A 15,527-nucleotide genomic window follows, 5' to 3' on the forward strand; every position below is an offset into this window, starting at 1 on the left:
TATATGGATGCGTGCTGTAGCGATCAGTCGACTTCCTGCAGCCCTTCCTCGCGCACTTTGCGAAAGCGCGGCGACACGATCGACAGGAGTAGCAGGGCGGCGACGACCAATGTTCCGAGACTGAGGGGGCTCGTGAAGAAGACGCTTGCATCTCCATGGGAGATCAGCAGCGTCCGGCGCAGATATTCTTCCGCCATGGGACCAAGGATCATGGCCAGGATGAGCGGCGCGGGCTCTGCTCCCATCCTCTTGAAGAAATATCCGAGCACGCCGAACAGCGCCATCATGTACACGTCGAAAACGCTGTTGTTGATGCTGTAGACGCCGATTGCCATGAAGACGCAGATCGTCGGGAACAGAAAGTGGTATGGCACCGAAATCAGCTTTGCCCACATGCCCACGAGCGGAAGGTTCAGGAACAGCAACATCAGATTGCCAAGCCACATCGAGACGACCAGGCCCCAGAACAGGGCAGGCTGCTGAGACAGGATTTCCGGCCCGGGCTGGACGCCCTGAACGACCAGCGCTCCGATCATCAGAGCCATGGTCGCGGTTCCCGGAAGGCCGAGCGTCAGCATCGGTATGAAGCAGGTTTGCGCCGCGGCGTTGTTCGCGGCCTCTGGTGCGGCTACCCCCTCGATCGCACCCTTGCCGAATTGCTCGGGATGTTTCGAGATCTTCTTCTCCAGCGCATATGCCGAGAAGGACGCGAGCAGGACGCCGGCGCCGGGCAAGACTCCGAGCAGCACCCCGATACCGGTGCCGCGCAGGATCGGCGCGGACATCCGGCGCCAGTCCTCGGCCGTCGGGAACAGGCTGCTGACGGGCGCGACCCCGACCACCCGCAAACGCTCGTTTTCCAGGTTCATGAGGACGTCGCCCAGACCGAATATGCCCGTGGCGACGACGACGAAATCCAACCCGTCGAGCAGGTAGGGCGAGCCGAACGTATACCGCGCGGCCCCTGTATTGATGTCGGTTCCGATCATTCCGAGGGTGATGCCGAACAGAGCCATGCCGAAGGCTGTCAGGAGCGATCCGCTGGTCAGCACCATCGAGGTGATAAGGCCGAGCATGATAAGCGAGAAATACTCCGCCGGCCCGAAGGTGAGGGCCAGACTTGCCAGCAGTGGCGCTGCTATCACGATGAAAAGCGTTCCCACCGTGCCGGCGAAGAAGCTGCCGATGGCGGCCGCCGCCAGCGCGCGCCCGGCTTTGCCCTGCTTCGCCATCTGGTGTCCGTCGAGCGTGGTGACGACGGATGAAGCTTCTCCTGGAAGATTCATCAGGATCGCAGTCGTTGAGCCTCCATATTGCGATCCGTAGAAGATGCCCGCCAGCATGATCAGCGCTGTATCGACCGGCAGCCCGAACGTGAACGGCAGGAGCATGGAAATGGTCGCGATCGGCCCGAGACCGGGCAGGACGCCCACTGCGGTGCCAAGAAGTACACCCGCAAAACAATAGGCGAAATTGGACAGCGTCGTTGCCGTCGAAAACCCCAGGAGAAGTCCATTGAAAATGTCCATGTCAATCCTGCAAAGCGGTTAGAAACCGAGAACCCGTAGCCAGCTTCCCACGATGGGGATGGGTAGGCCGAGGAGTTCGATGAAGACGACGGAGCAGAGCGCGGCAAAGGCGAGAGACCCTGCGACGGCCTTCCATCCGATGTGAAACTTGATGCTCGTCGCCGCGGTCAAGACCGTCAGCAGGAGAATGGCCAGCGGCAACCCGAGGGTCTCGACCGCCAGCCCGAAAATCACGACCGCACCGGGGATCAGCAAGAGCGGCTTCCACCGAATGGCTGGCAGTATTTCCGGCTGGACGAATTTCGAACGAAAGAGGACGAGGAGGCCCGTCAACACCAGCAAGCTCGAAATGATGACAGGAAAATAACCCGGCCCCATCCGACCTGATGTGCCGAATGGGTAACTCATCGCAACTGAAACGGACACGACACCAAAAACAACGAAAAAGAGTCCCAGTAGAACGTCTTGGCTCAGCTTCATCCGAGGCTCCCATCCAAAAGTTGTTCATGCGATTTGCCATTTTGCGCGCGCTGATTTGTCTGTTCAACAAGCGAACCAATCTCCTCGCGAGGTCGCAGACATTCACAATACAAAGCCGGCTCAAGCTGGCAATGTCGCAGGCAACCTGTTTCGCCAGACGATTGACCAATGATGCGGAAGCAGCGGGAAGGCAGCGCCTGAAGGCGCCGCCGCCTCTGAAATATCTGCGGCTTCAGCGGCTAGAGATGGCGGCCTTCGTCGACCGGTATGACGATTCCCGTCGAACTGGTGAGGTTGACGATGCAGGCGGTCACTGCCCGCGCGACATCGTCGGGAGTGGTGATCCTGGCGAGTGGAAGTCGTTCCGCGACTTTTTGCAGCTGGTCCCGGGTACGGTGTGGAACAAAATCCGTATCCACGCCAGCGGGCGAAACGGAGAAAACTCGAACTTTGGGTGCCAGCACCTTGGCGAGGGCAATTGTGAGCGCATCCAATCCGCCCTTCGCCGCAATATAGGCCAGGCTGCTTCCCACACCGGTCCGGGCCGCAATGGAGGAGATATTGACGACGGCGGCGTTGTTGCCTTGCTCCAGCATCGGGCGGAATGCACGAACCATCGCGAAGGGGCCTCTGAGGTTTATCGCTACCGCGCGATCGAATATGTCGTCGGTGAGCGCGTCGAGGTCGTTTGCCGCGACCGGGGTTGTCGCACCCCCGCAGTTGATCAGGGCATCGAGGCTACCGAATTTTTCCCCGACGGCGACGGACGCCTCGGTGACGGATGCCGGATCATCGATCGCGATGCGCAGGGCGCTGTGGCCGCTGCCTTGAAGGCTTTGGACGACGTCAGCGGCCATCTCCGGGCGGCTGTTGTAGCCGACCACGATGGTGGTGCCCATGCGGGCGAGCCGCGCGGCGATCGCGCGCCCGATCCCGCTGTTTCCACCGGTCACGAGCGCAACTCTTGGAACTGCCAGTTCCGGAACTTCGATCAGTGGCATTTTTCCTCCCGAAAAGACCTGCCGACAATGAATTTAAGCCGAGTATTCCTTGAGAGCGGCGGCGGCGGCCGATCGGATGAAGCCATGGTCGCTCGACACCAACATCGCACTCGCGCCGAGTTCGGCCGCAAAATTGAAGTCGGCCTTGCTGGTCGGCAGCATCATGAGCGGAATATCGGCCTCTCGTGCCGCTGCCGCGATCTGCCTGCTTGTTTCCGCCACCTTGATGCCGGCCTGCGGATCGCCTCGGTATGCTGCAGTCAGATCTCCCCGGCCGATGAACAAAGCGTCTATGCCGTCTACCCTGGCGATATCCGCCGTCCGGTCAACGGCTTCGAAATCTTCGATCATGGCGATACAGGCGACCTGGCTGTCCTGCAGCGACATATGATGCACCGCCTCAACACTTCCCCAATTGCTGGCGCGCGTCAGCCCGGCAAAACCTCGGCTGCCTCCCGTATATCGGCAGCTGCGTGCGATTGCCCGAGCCTTTTCGACCGTGTTTACATGTGGGACCATGATCCCCATCGCGCCCGAATCGAGCGCCGACAGGATGTTTGCTTCGCTGAATTCGGCGATGCGCACCACGGGCGCGATATTCGATGCGCGAGCGGCAAAGATCATCAGGTCGGTCATGTCGCGCCCGAGCGCGGCATGCTCCTGGTCGATAACCACGAAATCATAGCCGATCGCCCCCAATATCTCGACCACCTGCGTCGTGGGAAGCTTGAGGAATGTGCCGAGCATCCGTTGGCGCGTCAGCAGTCGTTCACGGAATGCGGTAAAATCGGGACGCTGTTCTGTCATCTGGCCACCTTTCGATACCGATCCCTAGCTATTCCCATGCCAGGAGCGAAGGCAATTGCGGTCCCGTTTCTCCCTGCGAAACATCTCCCACGCGGCTGGCGTTTCTTCTCGCGAAACGGGCGGCGATAACGATTGTGATCGGCAGCTTCGGGTGCGAGCCAATGTCTCAGGACAGTGCGACTTCATTCGCGCGTGACGCTCAACGAGGAACACATAAGCCTTGGCCAATCCGACCATCATAAGCTGCGCCGTCACAGGCAATATCACGACGATCGATCAGACCCCCTATCTGCCGGTCACTCCGGAGCAGATCGCCGCTGCCTGCATCGATGCTGCGCGGGCGGGCGCTGCGATCGTTCATATCCATGTGAGGCATCCGGACGGCAGGCCAAGCATGGAGTTGCAGCATTATCGCGAGGTTGTCGAGCGCCTGCGGGCAGCGGACGAGGACGTGATCATCAACCTGACGACCGGCCCTGGCGGGCGGTTCGTCCCCAGCGAAGACGAACCGCGGATCGCTGCGCCGGGAACCACGCTGATGCGACCGGAGCACCGGGTCGAACATATCGCTTTCCTGCGGCCGGAGATCTGCAGCCTCGATTTCAATACGATGTATTCCGGTTCTTCCGTGGTCATCAATACGCCCCGCAATCTCGCGGTCATGGCGGACATCGTTCGCAATGCGGGCGTACTGCCGGAGATCGAGGTATTCGATACGGGAGACATCCAGCTCGCCAATCAGTTCCTTCAGGAGGGGAGGCTGGCGGAGCCCGCGCTGTTCCAGATCGTGCTCGGAGTGCGTTACGGGGCAATCGCCACGCCGGAAACGCTGATGTACATGAAATCGCTTCTGCCGGCAGGCGCTCATTGGGCGGCCTTTGGCGTGGGGCGCTGGGAGTTTTCGATGCTGGCGCAGGCCTGGCTTCTGGGCGGTCACGTTCGGGTCGGACTGGAGGATAACATCTATCTGGAGAAAGGCGTCCTCGCCTCAAGCAACACCGTGCTCGTGGAGAAGGCCGTGCGCATTTTAAGAGAGCTGGGAGGCACCATCGCGACCGCCGGCGAGGCGCGAGAAATTCTGGGGCTGAAGAAGCAGCTTCCGAAGCCACGCTAGATCCTTCGGGCGGAGCATGCCACTCGGCCGGCTTCCCGGGAAGGCGGCCCGCAGCCCTGCCTTAATGCAATCCGGTTTCCTGTCGCGGAGCCAGACGATTTCGACTACGGCGCCAGCAATTCTGGCAGAAAAGCGGAGATGCCAATGTACGTTCAGAGTGACCCACGATCCAATCTGTCCAACGCTGCGAAACCGGGCGGCACGAAGGTGCACAACAGCTATTTCGGCTCGCAGCTTGCCCTGTTCTACGAAACCGCGCCCCAGATCGCCGATGCCAACGGCGACACATGGATCAGCCGTGGGCAGAACTTTGTCGTCGCATACAGCAATGCGACAGAGGGCGGCATCTTCTCACGCCGGTCGCAGCCCGATGAATATGCCTTGATCATTCCCGACAAGGAGACCTCGGTCGAAATCACGACCGCGGAGGGAGCCACCGTCGTTCCGGGCTATTCCGTCGCCTTCGTGCCGCCGGGCGACAGCTCAATCCGGGTATCCACGGGCGGCAGCGTCGTTCGCCTTTTTACACCAAAGTCGGAGGATCTGGCTGGCGCCGCTTCGAACGCGGATGCCTTCCTCGGAGAGCATCCCAATGTCCCCCCTTCGAAGCGTGGCCGGAGCCGCCCGGCGGGCTGAAGTTGAAGTGGTATACGCTGGAGGTTCCGGACGATCCGTCCCGGTTCGGGCGCATCTACCGCTCTACGACGTTCATGATCAACTATCTGTCGCCGCGCATCGGTCCTCGCGAGCGGGACAAGGTGTCCCCGCACCATCACGACGATTTCGAGCAGTGCTCGCTGGCGTTAAGCGGTTCCTTCACGCACCATCTGCGCTGGCCCTGGACTACGAACATGAACATCTGGCGGGAGGACGAACATCTCTACTGCGAATCGCCGTCGATCTGCGTTATCCCGCCGCCAGCGATCCACACGACAACCGCTGAATCCGCCGGCGTAAATCAACTGGTGGACATCTTCGCGCCGCCGCGGATGGATTTTTCGCAAAAGCCCGGCTGGGTCCTCAACGCAGACGATTACCCGATGCCCCAGGTCTAGCCGCTATCGGCTCGCCGTCGGCTCCGGAACGGCGTGGGCAAGCGCCGGATCGACGGCAAGGACAACTTTGCCGATCTGGCGGTTTTCGTCCAGGATGCGATGAGCCTCCCGCACTTGCCCGAACGGGACGACCTGATGGATGCGGGTGACAATGCGGCCGTCCCCAAGCAGCGGCCAAACGTGGTCGACCAGGTCTTTCGCAAGCCGTCCCTTGTAGGAGGGTGGCCTTGGTCTAAGGGTCGATCCGGTGATCGTCAGCCGTCGGCGAACCAGCGTACGGATGTTCACCTGCGCCATGCTGCCTTGATGGCTGGCGATGAAGACGAGCCGGCCGTCGTCCTTCAAGAGGTCCAGCTGGCGCTGCGTTTCGGTTCCGGCTTGCCCGTCCAGGATGATATCGACCCCTTCGCCGCCGGTCAGGTTGCGGATGTGTTCATCCCAGGCATCGCGATAGTCGACCGCGGCTTGCGCGCCGACGATCTTGCAGACCGCTCGCTTCTCGGCGGTGCCGGCGGTCGCAAAAACGGTTGCGCCTCGAAGCTGCGTGGCGATCTGGATGCCGGCCATTCCAACCCCGCTGGTGCCGCCCTGGATCAGCAGGGTCTCCCCATATTCCAGTCGCGCCAACCAGATCAGGTTGTTCCAGGCCGTGAAGAAGACTTCCGGAAGCGAAGCAGCCTCTATGAAGCTCAGGCCTTTCGGGATCGGCATGCATTGCACGGCCGGCGCCACGCAGAACTCCGCGTAGCCGCCGCCGTTGACGAGTGCGCAGACCAGGTCTCCTGCCTGAAGCCCCTCAACGCCTTCCCCGAGGTCGTCGATGATCCCGGCAACGTCGAGACCGGGAATTTCGGAGGCGTCTGGCGGCGGTGGATAGAGACCGCGCCGCTGCTGGACGTCCGGCCGATTGATCCCGGCTGCGACGACGCGGATCAGCACTTCCCCGGGCGCCGGCCGCGGCTGCGGGCGTTCAACGATGCGAAGAACTTCAGGCCCGCCTGGACGTTCGATCTCGATGACTTGCATATGACTGGGTCAGCGGAATGGAGTGGTCACGTCGGCAATCCGACCAGCTTGGCCGGATTGTCTGCAACCATGGTCCGCACCTCCGTTTCGCTGAAACCCAATGCCAGGCAGAGCTTGATCGCCTGGCGCATGCCTTCCACCGGCGTGGGATTGTCGACCTGTCCGAGGTCCGAGCCGATCGAGGAATGTTCGACGCCTGCAGCCAGGATGTGTTCCTTGAATTCCTCCGGCGTATAGGTGTTGAAGCGGGAATCGACATACAGTCCGGCGGACTGTTCGATGAGGGCGCCCAGTTGAGCCAGTTCGCGAACGTCGTCGGGGGTGAAGTGGAGCCCGTACATCGGATGATTGACGAGCAGACGCTTGACGCCGCGGGCCCGCGCTTCATCGAAGAGCTTCCAGATTTCCCAGACATGCAGATGCCCGGAGGACAGAATGGCATCGAATTCCGCAATCATGTCGAGGATCTGCTTCACCTCGTCCAAAATGTTTCCATAGGCATCGACAGGCGTCAGCGCCGGCGAATGTCTCAGCTGGACATTTGAAGCAAGCCGCGTCTTGCGATGCGCGCTTCGGATGTGATTGGCTGCCTGTGCGGTTGGCATCCAGATCAGCTTTGCGCCCATTTTCAGCTGGGCGTCGACCACGAACGGGTTCAATCCCCCCGTCGAATTGTTGAGCACCAGACCGCTGAACATCGACAGGCCGCGGTCTCCGAACAGCCGCTCCATCATCGGGATCACCGGTGCGACCGAGTAGTGATGGTCCTTGAACAGAAGCCCGCGCATGCCCGCCGCCGCCGCCTCTTCGGCGGCCTCCATGTGGTCGAGCTTCCGGGGCATCGTCGAGGGGCCGGAGTGAACGTGAAGATCAACCGCGCCGCGCAGCAAAGTGCTGGCCAATTCATCGTCGACACCGGCGATAAGCCTTCTGACTTCCTGTCTATTGCGGTTCACATCGTCTGCCGAAGCCATGGCAATCTCCTGCTTACGTCCTGAACCTCCCTAAAGCTTGACTCCAGATCGCGACAACTTATCATCCCCGGCATTTCGCTAGTCGAAACAGCCATCTAGATTCTACGGGAGGAGGATCCATGGGCATTCGAGCAATCGAACGCGCGATGAATGTTCTGCAAGAGCTGAACCTTCACCCAATCAATACAATTGCCCAACTGCATGCCCGGACAAAGCTCCCGAAACCTACTCTCGTTCGCATCCTGCGGACGCTCGAGGAAGCCGGATATGTGGAAAATGATACACGGCAGGGCGGCTATCAGGTCAGCGGGCTGGTAACGTCCCTGAGTTCCGGCTTTCACAAGGGACCGCTGGTCGTGGAAGCAGGCCGCGCCTGGGCCATCGCAATGACCCGCAAACACAAATGGCCGATAGCGATAGCCCTGCCGGACTATGACGGGATGGTGGTGCGGTTCAGCACGGTGCCGGACAGCTTCATTTCGCCGTTTCACAGTACGGTCAACAAGCGTCTCTGTCTGCTTACGCGCGGGCTGGGCCTCGCTTACCTTGCCTTCCTCGACAAGGATGAATTCGACCTGATCATCGACGTGCTGAAGAGGTCGGATGATCCGGAGAACGCGCTCAGTCATCATCCGGCCGAACTGAAGCGGGTTGTCGGCAAGGTCCATCGAGACGGCTACGCCACCCGGTCGTCTCTCGTGGAGCCAAAGAACTCCAATACCATCGGCGTTCCCATCATCGGCCAGGGCGGGCGGGTCCTGGCGAGCATAGGGCTGACCTACTTCAAGTCGGCCTTCGGCTCGGAACGGGAAGCTTGCGAACGCTACGCTCCGATCCTGCAGTCGGCCGCGGCTGCGATCTCGGAAGATCTGGACCGCCTCTCCAACACTTTTGCAACCTGATCCGCCAGGGCCGTCTGCCGGATCGAGACCGAAAGGGCAATGCTGGACCGTCTCGGCAAGACCTGCTTGCCCTATCAGCGGATACGGCCGCTTGTCAGAACATGTTCGGTGCCGTTGCGGACATGCCGCGTCAGTATATCCCGAGCGCCGCCGACATCCCGTTTCATGGCAAGCTCGAAAAGCCACCGGTGGTCATCCACCACCGGTTTGCCACGAAAACTTTCGGCCAGCAGATGGTAACGCAGGAAGCGGTCGAAGACGGACGAGAGCGTCGCCATCAGCGTCTCGGAATTGCAGGCCGAGACGAGAGCCTGATGAAATTCCCAATCGTAACGTACCCAGTCGACGGTGCGTGAGGCGTCGCCTTCGAGAAGCTGCCGCTCGATCGCCGAAAGCTTGTGATGCGCCGCGACGAGCCGCGCTTCCCAGTCGAGATCTCCCGTTGCGAAGGAGAGGCCGATCGCATGGCTTTCAAGCAGGATGCGAAGATCCGCCAGTTCCAGGAGTTCCTGCCGGGACGCGGGGCTGACCTCGAACCCACGCTGCCCTTCGGCGATAACGAGGTTCTCTGTGGTAAGCCGGCTCAATATTTCCCTGAGCGTCGAGACGCTGACGGAATAACGCTCCTTGGTCTGCTCGAGCCTGATCTTGGAACCAGGGGACAGTGCGCCGGAAATGATATCCTGCCGTATCCGCCGAAATACGGTCTCGCCGATCGTCTCGGCTGCCTCTTTTTCTGATTTCAGCATGTTTCTCCCTTTAGCCTGATCGTATATAGCTGATGAAAAGGAAAATATAGGGCATAATCCTGTAAGTATGATGTTTTTCGGTCTCAACCACAAAGACAGAGAAGTCAGGCAAAGACTGAATTGACTTATACGAACTATTTCGTACAATACAAAGGTGCGACGTTCTCGGGAGGAATGGCCTGCACAAGGGAGGCTTCGTCGCAGGTAAGCGGCGCGCCGTGAGGAGGAGGAACCAGCCCATGACATTCGATCTGACCCGCCGACACTTTCTCGGCGCTACATTGGCAACCGCCGCACTGTCCGTGCCGGCGCTGGCACAGGACAAGCCGGTCCTGAAGTTTTCCGCGGTATTTTCCGAACAGGATATTCGCGCCCAGATGACCAAGATGTTCGCCGAGGCGATCGCCGGCTCGTACAAGCTGGAGCCTTACTACGGCGGCAACCTCTTCAAGCAGGGCACCGAGCTCGTCGCCATCCAGCGCGGCAATCTGCAGATGGGCAATATCGCTCCGCAGGATATTTCCAACCAGATCCCGGAATGGTCGGTGCTCACCTCGGCCTATCTGTTCCGCGACGCGCAGCATGTGACCAAGTTCTTCCAGAGCGCGGCCGGCGCGGAATTCAAGAAGATGGCCGACGAAAAACTCGGCGTTCATATTCTCGGCCCAACCTATTTCGGCGCCCGGCAGATCGGTTTGAAGCCGAACAAGAAGATCACCACGCCCGCGGACATGGCGGGCATCAAGCTGCGCATGCCGGGTGGCGACGCTTGGCAGTTCCTCGGCGCCTCGTTGGGAGCCAACCCCACGCCGATGGCCTATGCCGAAGTCTATACCGGTCTGCAGACCGGCGCGATCGACGGCCAGGACAATCCGCTGCCGAACGTCAAGAACATGAAGTTCTACGAAGTCATGTCGCAGATCGTCATGACCTCGCACCTCATCGGCTATGATCTGCTCACCATTTCCAGCAAGATCTGGAAGGGCATGAGCGCCGACCAGCAGAAGTCCTTCCAGGCAGCCGCTGACAAGGCGATGAAGTGGAGCGAGGACCAGCACCTTGCGCAGGAGAAGACGCTGGTCGACGAATTCAAGAAAGCCGGCCTCAATATCTACGAGCCGGACATCGCGGCCTTCCGCAAATTTGCCCAGGAGAAATACCTGGCCTCGGATCTTGCCAAGTCATGGCCGAAAGGTGTCCTCGAGAAGGTTGCGGCAATCTGAAATAGCCCGCCCACGGGCGGGCTCCTCACAAATGCGGCGGCAGGCCGGAGCGATCAAACGCCCGGCCTGGTGGCCGAACCTCCGGGGGAGGGGGTAAATGAATTCGAAACTTATCGCTGCCGGCGGCTGGCTGCGGCGCCGCGCCGAAAATCTCCTGGCGCTGATGCTGCTCGGGATGTTTGTCGCTTTCGTCCTGCAGATCGTCTTCCGCTACATCCTGAACCTGTCGGTCGGCTGGACCAACGAGATCAGTGTCGTGCTGTGGATCTGGATCGTGCTGTTCGGCGCCGCTTTCGTGGTGCGGGAAGTGGAAGAAATACGCTTCGACTTCTTCTGGGCCGGCGCCGGCGACAAGGCGCGGCGGGTGATGCAGACCATCTGCGCCATCGCGCTCGTCGTCTTGTTCGGCATGTCCCTGCCGGCGGTGATCGACTATGTGACCTTCATGAAGGTGGAAAGTACCGCCTATTTGAAGATCCGCTTCGACTACCTCTATTCCATCTACATCGTCTTCGCCGTCGCGATGATCGTGCGTTACATCTGGCTCGGGGTGCTCGCGGTTCGCGGCAGGGCGCCTGAAGCCTTCGATCCCACCAAGGCGGGCTCGGGCGTATGAACCTTACAAGCCCCTTTTCGATCGCGCTCGTCGTCATCACGGCGCTCGCCTTCCTTGGCCTGCCGATCGGCCTTTCCATGATGTGCGGCTCGATCCTCTACCTGCTCCTCGCCGGGGCGGACATGGGCACGGTGGCCGAGCAGTTCCTGAACGGCATGTATTCGAACTACCTCATCCTTTCGGTGCCGCTCTTCGTGCTGGCCGCGGAATTCATGAATATCGGTTCGATGACCGAACGGCTGCTGGCGTTCTGCAACGTGCTGGTCGGCCGCTTCCGTGGCGGACTGGCGCAGGTCAACGTGGTGCAGAGCATCATCTTCGCCGGCATGTCCGGCTCGGCGATCGCCGATGCCGCCGGCAGCGGCCGGATGATGCAGAACATGATGACGCGGGACGGGCGCTATACGCCAAGCTATGCCGCGGCGTTGACGGCTGTCACTTCCGTCATCGGCCCGATCATCCCGCCCTCGATCCCGATGGTCATCTATGCGCTCGTGTCGGATGCCTCGATCGGCTACCTCTTCCTCGCAGGGATGGTGCCTGGCCTGCTGATGGCCGGCCTGCAGATGATGCAGGTGGCGATCACCGCGCGGCGCAAAAATTTCCCCGTTGAAGATCCGGTGCCGCTGCGGGATATTCCCCGCATTACCTGGCGGGCCTTCCCGGCTTTGATGATGCCGGTCGTGCTGCTCGGCTGCATCTATTCAGGTATTACGACTCCGACCGAAGCCGCCGCGCTCGCCGCCGCCTATGCGCTGGTCATCTCGCTGGTCATCTACCGGAGCATCAGCTTCGGAGCCTTCTACGATTCGCTGTTGCTCAGCGCCAAGTCGACGGCGTCGATCGGCATGTTGATCGCCGGTTCTCTGGTCTTCAACTATGTCGTGACGATCGAAAACATCCCGGACACCCTCCGGGTGCTTTTGACCAGCTGGGACCTGACGCCCACCGGCTTTCTCATCCTCGTCAATATCCTGCTGCTTCTGCTCGGCTGCGTGCTGGAAGGCACGGCGATCCTCCTGATCATCGTGCCGGTCTTCATCCCGACCGCCCAGGCGCTCGGCATCGACATGGTGCATTTCGGGGTCGTGGTGGTGGTCAACATCATGCTCGGCCTTGTCACGCCGCCTTACGGGCTGCTGCTCTTCATCATGACGAACATTTCCGGTGTGCCGGTGAAGGACATCATCAAGGACGCGGCACCCTTCATTTTCTGGATGGTGGTCAGCCTGGTCATCATCACTTTCATGCCGGACGTCGTCCTCTGGCTTCCGCGCCTCATGGGTTATCAGGGGTGAACCGATGAAACCGATCTATATTCTCAACGGCCCGAACCTCAATCGGCTCGGGAAGCGCGAGCCGGAAATCTACGGCACCACGACGCTTGGTGAAGTGGAGGCGTGGTGCCGGGAGGCGGCGGGCGAACGCCCGGTCGAGTTCCGCCAGACCAACAGCGAGGAAAAGCTGATCGACTGGGTGCATGAGGCGATCGACGAGGGTGCGGGGATCATCATCAACCCTGCCGCCTTCACCTTCACGTCCCTGGCGCTCCTCGATGCGTTGAAGATGTTCAGGGGGCCGATCATCGAGTTTCACATCAGCAACGTCCATCGCCGTGAACAGATCTATCACAACTCCTATGTCTCCATGACGGCGACGACGGTGATGGCCGGCCTCGGGGCTACAGGTTATCCGCTGGCGGTGAAGGCCCTGGAACGCCTGATCGAAGAGCAGAGACGATAACCAGGTCGAGCGGCTCGCGTTCGGGCAAATAGCTCTCTCGGCCCAAAGGCTAATATTGACAGGCAATGTATACAGATTTATTGCTGGTATAACGGCGTTGAGGGGGAGCAGCAGGCCGGCGGTTTTTTTGGCCGCGCAGGACATGCCTTTTTTATCCCGTTTTTTCTTGCGGTTTTGATGCCTGGGTCGAAGTTAGTCGTTTCCAGGAGCGGCTTTTGACAAAACGCGACGTAAGAGGCGGGACTGTATACACGGACTTGCGAAATCCAGGTACAGCTCTCGGGAAACGGCTAACCACGTTCAGCCGGCTAACGAAGGTGGGAAAATAGTCGGACGCCAAACTATCGCGCCCGTTGACTGTTGATCGCGATGTCCCCGATATATCCGACAGGCTGTGATGGGCCGGACGCCGCTAGGAGGACGCGGTCTGTCACCAGGAGCTTTGAGAACAGTTCGTCTTAGAGGAGGAAAGAAAATGATTACCAGAAGAACATTGATGGCTGCGGCCGGTCTCGCCATGGGCGGCCTCGTTGCCATTCCGGCATCCGCGCAGGAAACGGTCAAGATCGGCCTCATCCTGCCGATGACCGGTCCGTTCGCGTCCACCGGCCGTCAGGTCGAGGCGGGTGTCAAGGCCTATATGGCGCTGAACGGCGATACCGTCGCCGGCAAGAAGATCGAAGTCGTGCTGCGCGACGACGGCGGTGTCGCCGACCAGACCCGCCGCATCGCCCAGGAACTCGTCGTCAATGACGGTGCCAAGATGCTGATGGGCTTCGGCTTGACGCCCCTCGCCATGTCGGTTGCACCGGTTCTCAACCAGGCGAAGATCCCGGCGATCATTACCTCGGCCACGACCTCGGCGATCATGCCGCAGTCGCAGTATTACGTCCGTACCTCGATGGGCGGCCCGCAGTCCGCCGTTCCGGTGGCCACCTGGGCGGTGCAGAACAACCTGAAAAAGGTCGTGACGCTGGTCTCCGATTACGGTCCGGGGATCGATATCGAGCAGGGTTTCACCAACCAGTTCAAGAAAGACGGCGGCACGATCGTCGAAGCGATCCGCGTTCCGCTGGCGAACCCGGATTTCGCCCCCTTCCTGCAGCGCGTCCGTGACGCCAAGCCTGACGCGGTCTTCGCCTTCGTGCCGGCCGGCATCGGTGCGCAGTTCATGAAGCAGTATGTCGACCGCGGCCTGGCCGACGCCGGTATCAAGCTGATTGCCACCGGCGACGTCACCGACGATGACCTGCTGAACGGCATGGGCCCGGTCGCCAAGGGCGTCATAACCGGCCATTTCTATTCGGCCCTGCACGACAGCCCGGAAAACAAGGCTTTCGTCGCCCAGGTGAAGAAGGCTGCCAACAACATGCGTCCGAACTTCATGTCGGTCGGCGGCTATGACGCCATGACGCTCGCTTATATGGCGCTGAAGAAGACCAATGGCGATACCGACGGCACCAAGCTCATCGAAGCCATGAAGGGCGCCACTTGGACGAGCCCGCGTGGCCCGATCACCATCGATCCGGCCACCCGTGACATCGTCCAGGACATCTACATGCGCGAAGTCAAGGAAGTGAACGGCGAACTCTACAACGTCGAATTCGCGACCTTCCCGAAGATCAAGGACCCGAACGCCAAGTAAGGCGGGATGGAGCTTTCGACATGGGAATGGCGGACTTCGGTCCGCCATTTTTGGTTTCGCGTCTGCTTACGGCCCGAGACCGAACTCTCGTGGCGTTACCCGGCTTGTTCATGTATCCATGCTTCGTTTTCAGCGTGGCGAACCGGAAGGGATAGCCGTAATGAAGTGTTTGCGGATCTATGCCACCTCGGATGGCGAGTCCCATTTCGATGAAATTGAACTGCCGACAACGAAGAGGTCGGTGCACCCCGATGCCGTGCCTTTCGACGTGACGGCCAGTTATCCGGCGTCCCGTGTCCGCCTCACCCACATCCCGGCAGGTATGCGAGAGGTTGCCTGGCATACGGTTCCAGAGCCTGTACTTACGGTCAGGCTGGATGGTTCGGTTGAATACGAGACGAGCGATGGCGAGGTGCGCCACGTTCAGGCGGGTAGTTTCGTGTTAGTGGAAGACACGTACGGGAAGGGCCATCTGTCACGTCATTCTCCAGAGGCGCAAACTGTCATCTGGATTTCACTACCGAGCGGCTTCGATTTACCGCACGCATAATCTGTGCGGCTTACAAGGTCATCCAGCCACCTAGACACCAGAAAACATCGTAGAACATGGTTCGGCGCCGATGGATCGAGATTGGCGGTTCTTCCGTTGTTGTCGTATGCATG

The 15,527-nt window shown here is 60.3% G+C and carries 17 protein-coding genes; 10 read left to right on the top strand and 7 right to left on the bottom strand.

Annotated elements, in window-relative coordinates; translation table 11 throughout:
• Positions 1–23: 23 nt before the first annotated feature.
• From LZK81_RS25930 to LZK81_RS25945, 4 genes are all read right to left on the bottom strand, one after another.
• On the bottom strand, positions 24–1,529 hold the full coding sequence (locus tag LZK81_RS25930) for a tripartite tricarboxylate transporter permease (protein ID WP_233956772.1): 1,506 nt from the start codon (positions 1,527–1,529) through the stop codon (positions 24–26).
• Between the two features lie 18 nt (positions 1,530–1,547).
• Entirely contained in the window at positions 1,548–2,009 is a 462-nt protein-coding gene (locus tag LZK81_RS25935) for a tripartite tricarboxylate transporter TctB family protein (protein WP_233956774.1), read from the bottom strand.
• A gap of 239 nt (positions 2,010–2,248) precedes the next feature.
• Positions 2,249–3,010, bottom strand: a complete 762-nt coding sequence (locus LZK81_RS25940; RefSeq protein ID WP_233956775.1) for an SDR family NAD(P)-dependent oxidoreductase — start codon at positions 3,008–3,010, stop codon at positions 2,249–2,251.
• Positions 3,011–3,043: 33 nt separating this feature from the next.
• Positions 3,044–3,817 (bottom strand): HpcH/HpaI aldolase family protein, encoded by a 774-nt coding sequence (locus LZK81_RS25945; protein ID WP_233956776.1) that lies wholly within the window; start codon positions 3,815–3,817, stop codon positions 3,044–3,046.
• 220 nt (positions 3,818–4,037) lie between these two features.
• Here LZK81_RS25945 and LZK81_RS25950 point away from each other — a divergent pair, with 220 nt between their 5' ends.
• From LZK81_RS25950 to LZK81_RS29375, 3 genes are all read left to right on the top strand, one after another.
• Positions 4,038–4,931: a 3-keto-5-aminohexanoate cleavage protein gene (locus tag LZK81_RS25950; protein WP_233956778.1), complete on the top strand. Its 894-nt coding sequence runs from the start codon at positions 4,038–4,040 to the stop codon at positions 4,929–4,931.
• Between the two features lie 144 nt (positions 4,932–5,075).
• Positions 5,076–5,567, top strand: coding sequence for a hypothetical protein (locus LZK81_RS29370; RefSeq protein WP_326491518.1), 492 nt, complete (start codon positions 5,076–5,078; stop codon positions 5,565–5,567).
• A 74-nt stretch (positions 5,568–5,641) separates the two neighbouring features.
• A complete protein-coding gene (locus tag LZK81_RS29375) occupies positions 5,642–5,986 on the top strand; it encodes a hypothetical protein (RefSeq protein ID WP_326491519.1) in 345 nt (114 codons plus the stop codon).
• 3 nt (positions 5,987–5,989) lie between these two features.
• On the opposite strand, the gene LZK81_RS25960 is transcribed toward LZK81_RS29375, so the two are convergent.
• Both LZK81_RS25960 and LZK81_RS25965 read right to left on the bottom strand, forming a co-directional pair.
• Positions 5,990–7,012 (bottom strand): NAD(P)H-quinone oxidoreductase, encoded by a 1,023-nt coding sequence (locus tag LZK81_RS25960; protein WP_233956779.1) that lies wholly within the window; start codon positions 7,010–7,012, stop codon positions 5,990–5,992.
• A gap of 26 nt (positions 7,013–7,038) precedes the next feature.
• Positions 7,039–7,986 carry a DUF6282 family protein gene (locus LZK81_RS25965; RefSeq protein WP_233956780.1) on the bottom strand — a complete coding sequence of 316 codons (948 nt, stop codon included), beginning with the start codon at positions 7,984–7,986 and terminating at the stop codon, positions 7,039–7,041.
• Between the two features lie 146 nt (positions 7,987–8,132).
• Here LZK81_RS25965 and LZK81_RS25970 point away from each other — a divergent pair, with 146 nt between their 5' ends.
• The gene (locus tag LZK81_RS25970) at positions 8,133–8,888 is read left to right on the top strand and encodes a helix-turn-helix domain-containing protein (protein WP_233957826.1); all 756 of its coding nucleotides are present in this window, start codon (positions 8,133–8,135) and stop codon (positions 8,886–8,888) included.
• 74 nt (positions 8,889–8,962) lie between these two features.
• Here LZK81_RS25970 and LZK81_RS25975 read toward each other — a convergent pair whose 3' ends face one another.
• Entirely contained in the window at positions 8,963–9,637 is a 675-nt protein-coding gene (locus LZK81_RS25975; protein WP_233956782.1) for a GntR family transcriptional regulator, read from the bottom strand.
• Between the two features lie 239 nt (positions 9,638–9,876).
• Here LZK81_RS25975 and dctP point away from each other — a divergent pair, with 239 nt between their 5' ends.
• From dctP to LZK81_RS26005, 6 genes are all read left to right on the top strand, one after another.
• On the top strand, positions 9,877–10,860 hold the full coding sequence (dctP, locus tag LZK81_RS25980; protein WP_046604875.1) for a TRAP transporter substrate-binding protein DctP: 984 nt from the start codon (positions 9,877–9,879) through the stop codon (positions 10,858–10,860).
• A 97-nt stretch (positions 10,861–10,957) separates the two neighbouring features.
• A complete protein-coding gene (locus tag LZK81_RS25985; RefSeq protein WP_233956783.1) occupies positions 10,958–11,476 on the top strand; it encodes a TRAP transporter small permease in 519 nt (172 codons plus the stop codon).
• Positions 11,473–12,774: a TRAP transporter large permease gene (locus tag LZK81_RS25990; RefSeq protein ID WP_046610252.1), complete on the top strand. Its 1,302-nt coding sequence runs from the start codon at positions 11,473–11,475 to the stop codon at positions 12,772–12,774. Before LZK81_RS25985 ends, LZK81_RS25990 begins: the two co-directional genes overlap by 4 nt.
• A gap of 4 nt (positions 12,775–12,778) precedes the next feature.
• Positions 12,779–13,219 (top strand): type II 3-dehydroquinate dehydratase, encoded by a 441-nt coding sequence (locus LZK81_RS25995; RefSeq protein WP_046604872.1) that lies wholly within the window; start codon positions 12,779–12,781, stop codon positions 13,217–13,219.
• Positions 13,220–13,694: 475 nt separating this feature from the next.
• Entirely contained in the window at positions 13,695–14,864 is a 1,170-nt protein-coding gene (locus LZK81_RS26000; protein WP_046604871.1) for an ABC transporter substrate-binding protein, read from the top strand.
• 160 nt (positions 14,865–15,024) lie between these two features.
• The gene (locus LZK81_RS26005) at positions 15,025–15,414 is read left to right on the top strand and encodes a hypothetical protein (RefSeq protein ID WP_233957827.1); all 390 of its coding nucleotides are present in this window, start codon (positions 15,025–15,027) and stop codon (positions 15,412–15,414) included.
• Positions 15,415–15,527 lie beyond the last annotated feature (113 nt).

The sequence above is a fragment of the Neorhizobium galegae genome, assembly GCF_021391675.1.
Taxonomy (GTDB): domain Bacteria; phylum Pseudomonadota; class Alphaproteobacteria; order Rhizobiales; family Rhizobiaceae; genus Neorhizobium; species Neorhizobium galegae_B.

What these genes read in the sequence shown, in the direction of transcription:
- LZK81_RS25995 (WP_046604872.1), top strand. Translation starts at nt 12,779, where the DNA reads ATGAAACCGATCTATATTCTCAACGGCCCGAACCTCAATCGGCTCGGG.
- LZK81_RS26000 (WP_046604871.1), top strand. Translation starts at nt 13,695, where the DNA reads ATGATTACCAGAAGAACATTGATGGCTGCGGCCGGTCTCGCCATGGGC.
- LZK81_RS25930 (WP_233956772.1), bottom strand. Translation starts at nt 1,529, where the DNA reads ATGGACATTTTCAATGGACTTCTCCTGGGGTTTTCGACGGCAACGACG.
- LZK81_RS25965 (WP_233956780.1), bottom strand. Translation starts at nt 7,986, where the DNA reads ATGGCTTCGGCAGACGATGTGAACCGCAATAGACAGGAAGTCAGAAGG.
- LZK81_RS25945 (WP_233956776.1), bottom strand. Translation starts at nt 3,817, where the DNA reads ATGACAGAACAGCGTCCCGATTTTACCGCATTCCGTGAACGACTGCTG.
- LZK81_RS25985 (WP_233956783.1), top strand. Translation starts at nt 10,958, where the DNA reads ATGAATTCGAAACTTATCGCTGCCGGCGGCTGGCTGCGGCGCCGCGCC.
- LZK81_RS25970 (WP_233957826.1), top strand. Translation starts at nt 8,133, where the DNA reads ATGAATGTTCTGCAAGAGCTGAACCTTCACCCAATCAATACAATTGCC.
- LZK81_RS25975 (WP_233956782.1), bottom strand. Translation starts at nt 9,637, where the DNA reads ATGCTGAAATCAGAAAAAGAGGCAGCCGAGACGATCGGCGAGACCGTA.
- LZK81_RS25935 (WP_233956774.1), bottom strand. Translation starts at nt 2,009, where the DNA reads ATGAAGCTGAGCCAAGACGTTCTACTGGGACTCTTTTTCGTTGTTTTT.
- LZK81_RS29375 (WP_326491519.1), top strand. Translation starts at nt 5,642, where the DNA reads ATGATCAACTATCTGTCGCCGCGCATCGGTCCTCGCGAGCGGGACAAG.
- LZK81_RS26005 (WP_233957827.1), top strand. Translation starts at nt 15,025, where the DNA reads ATGAAGTGTTTGCGGATCTATGCCACCTCGGATGGCGAGTCCCATTTC.
- LZK81_RS25990 (WP_046610252.1), top strand. Translation starts at nt 11,473, where the DNA reads ATGAACCTTACAAGCCCCTTTTCGATCGCGCTCGTCGTCATCACGGCG.
- dctP (WP_046604875.1), top strand. Translation starts at nt 9,877, where the DNA reads ATGACATTCGATCTGACCCGCCGACACTTTCTCGGCGCTACATTGGCA.
- LZK81_RS29370 (WP_326491518.1), top strand. Translation starts at nt 5,076, where the DNA reads ATGTACGTTCAGAGTGACCCACGATCCAATCTGTCCAACGCTGCGAAA.
- LZK81_RS25940 (WP_233956775.1), bottom strand. Translation starts at nt 3,010, where the DNA reads ATGCCACTGATCGAAGTTCCGGAACTGGCAGTTCCAAGAGTTGCGCTC.
- LZK81_RS25960 (WP_233956779.1), bottom strand. Translation starts at nt 7,012, where the DNA reads ATGCAAGTCATCGAGATCGAACGTCCAGGCGGGCCTGAAGTTCTTCGC.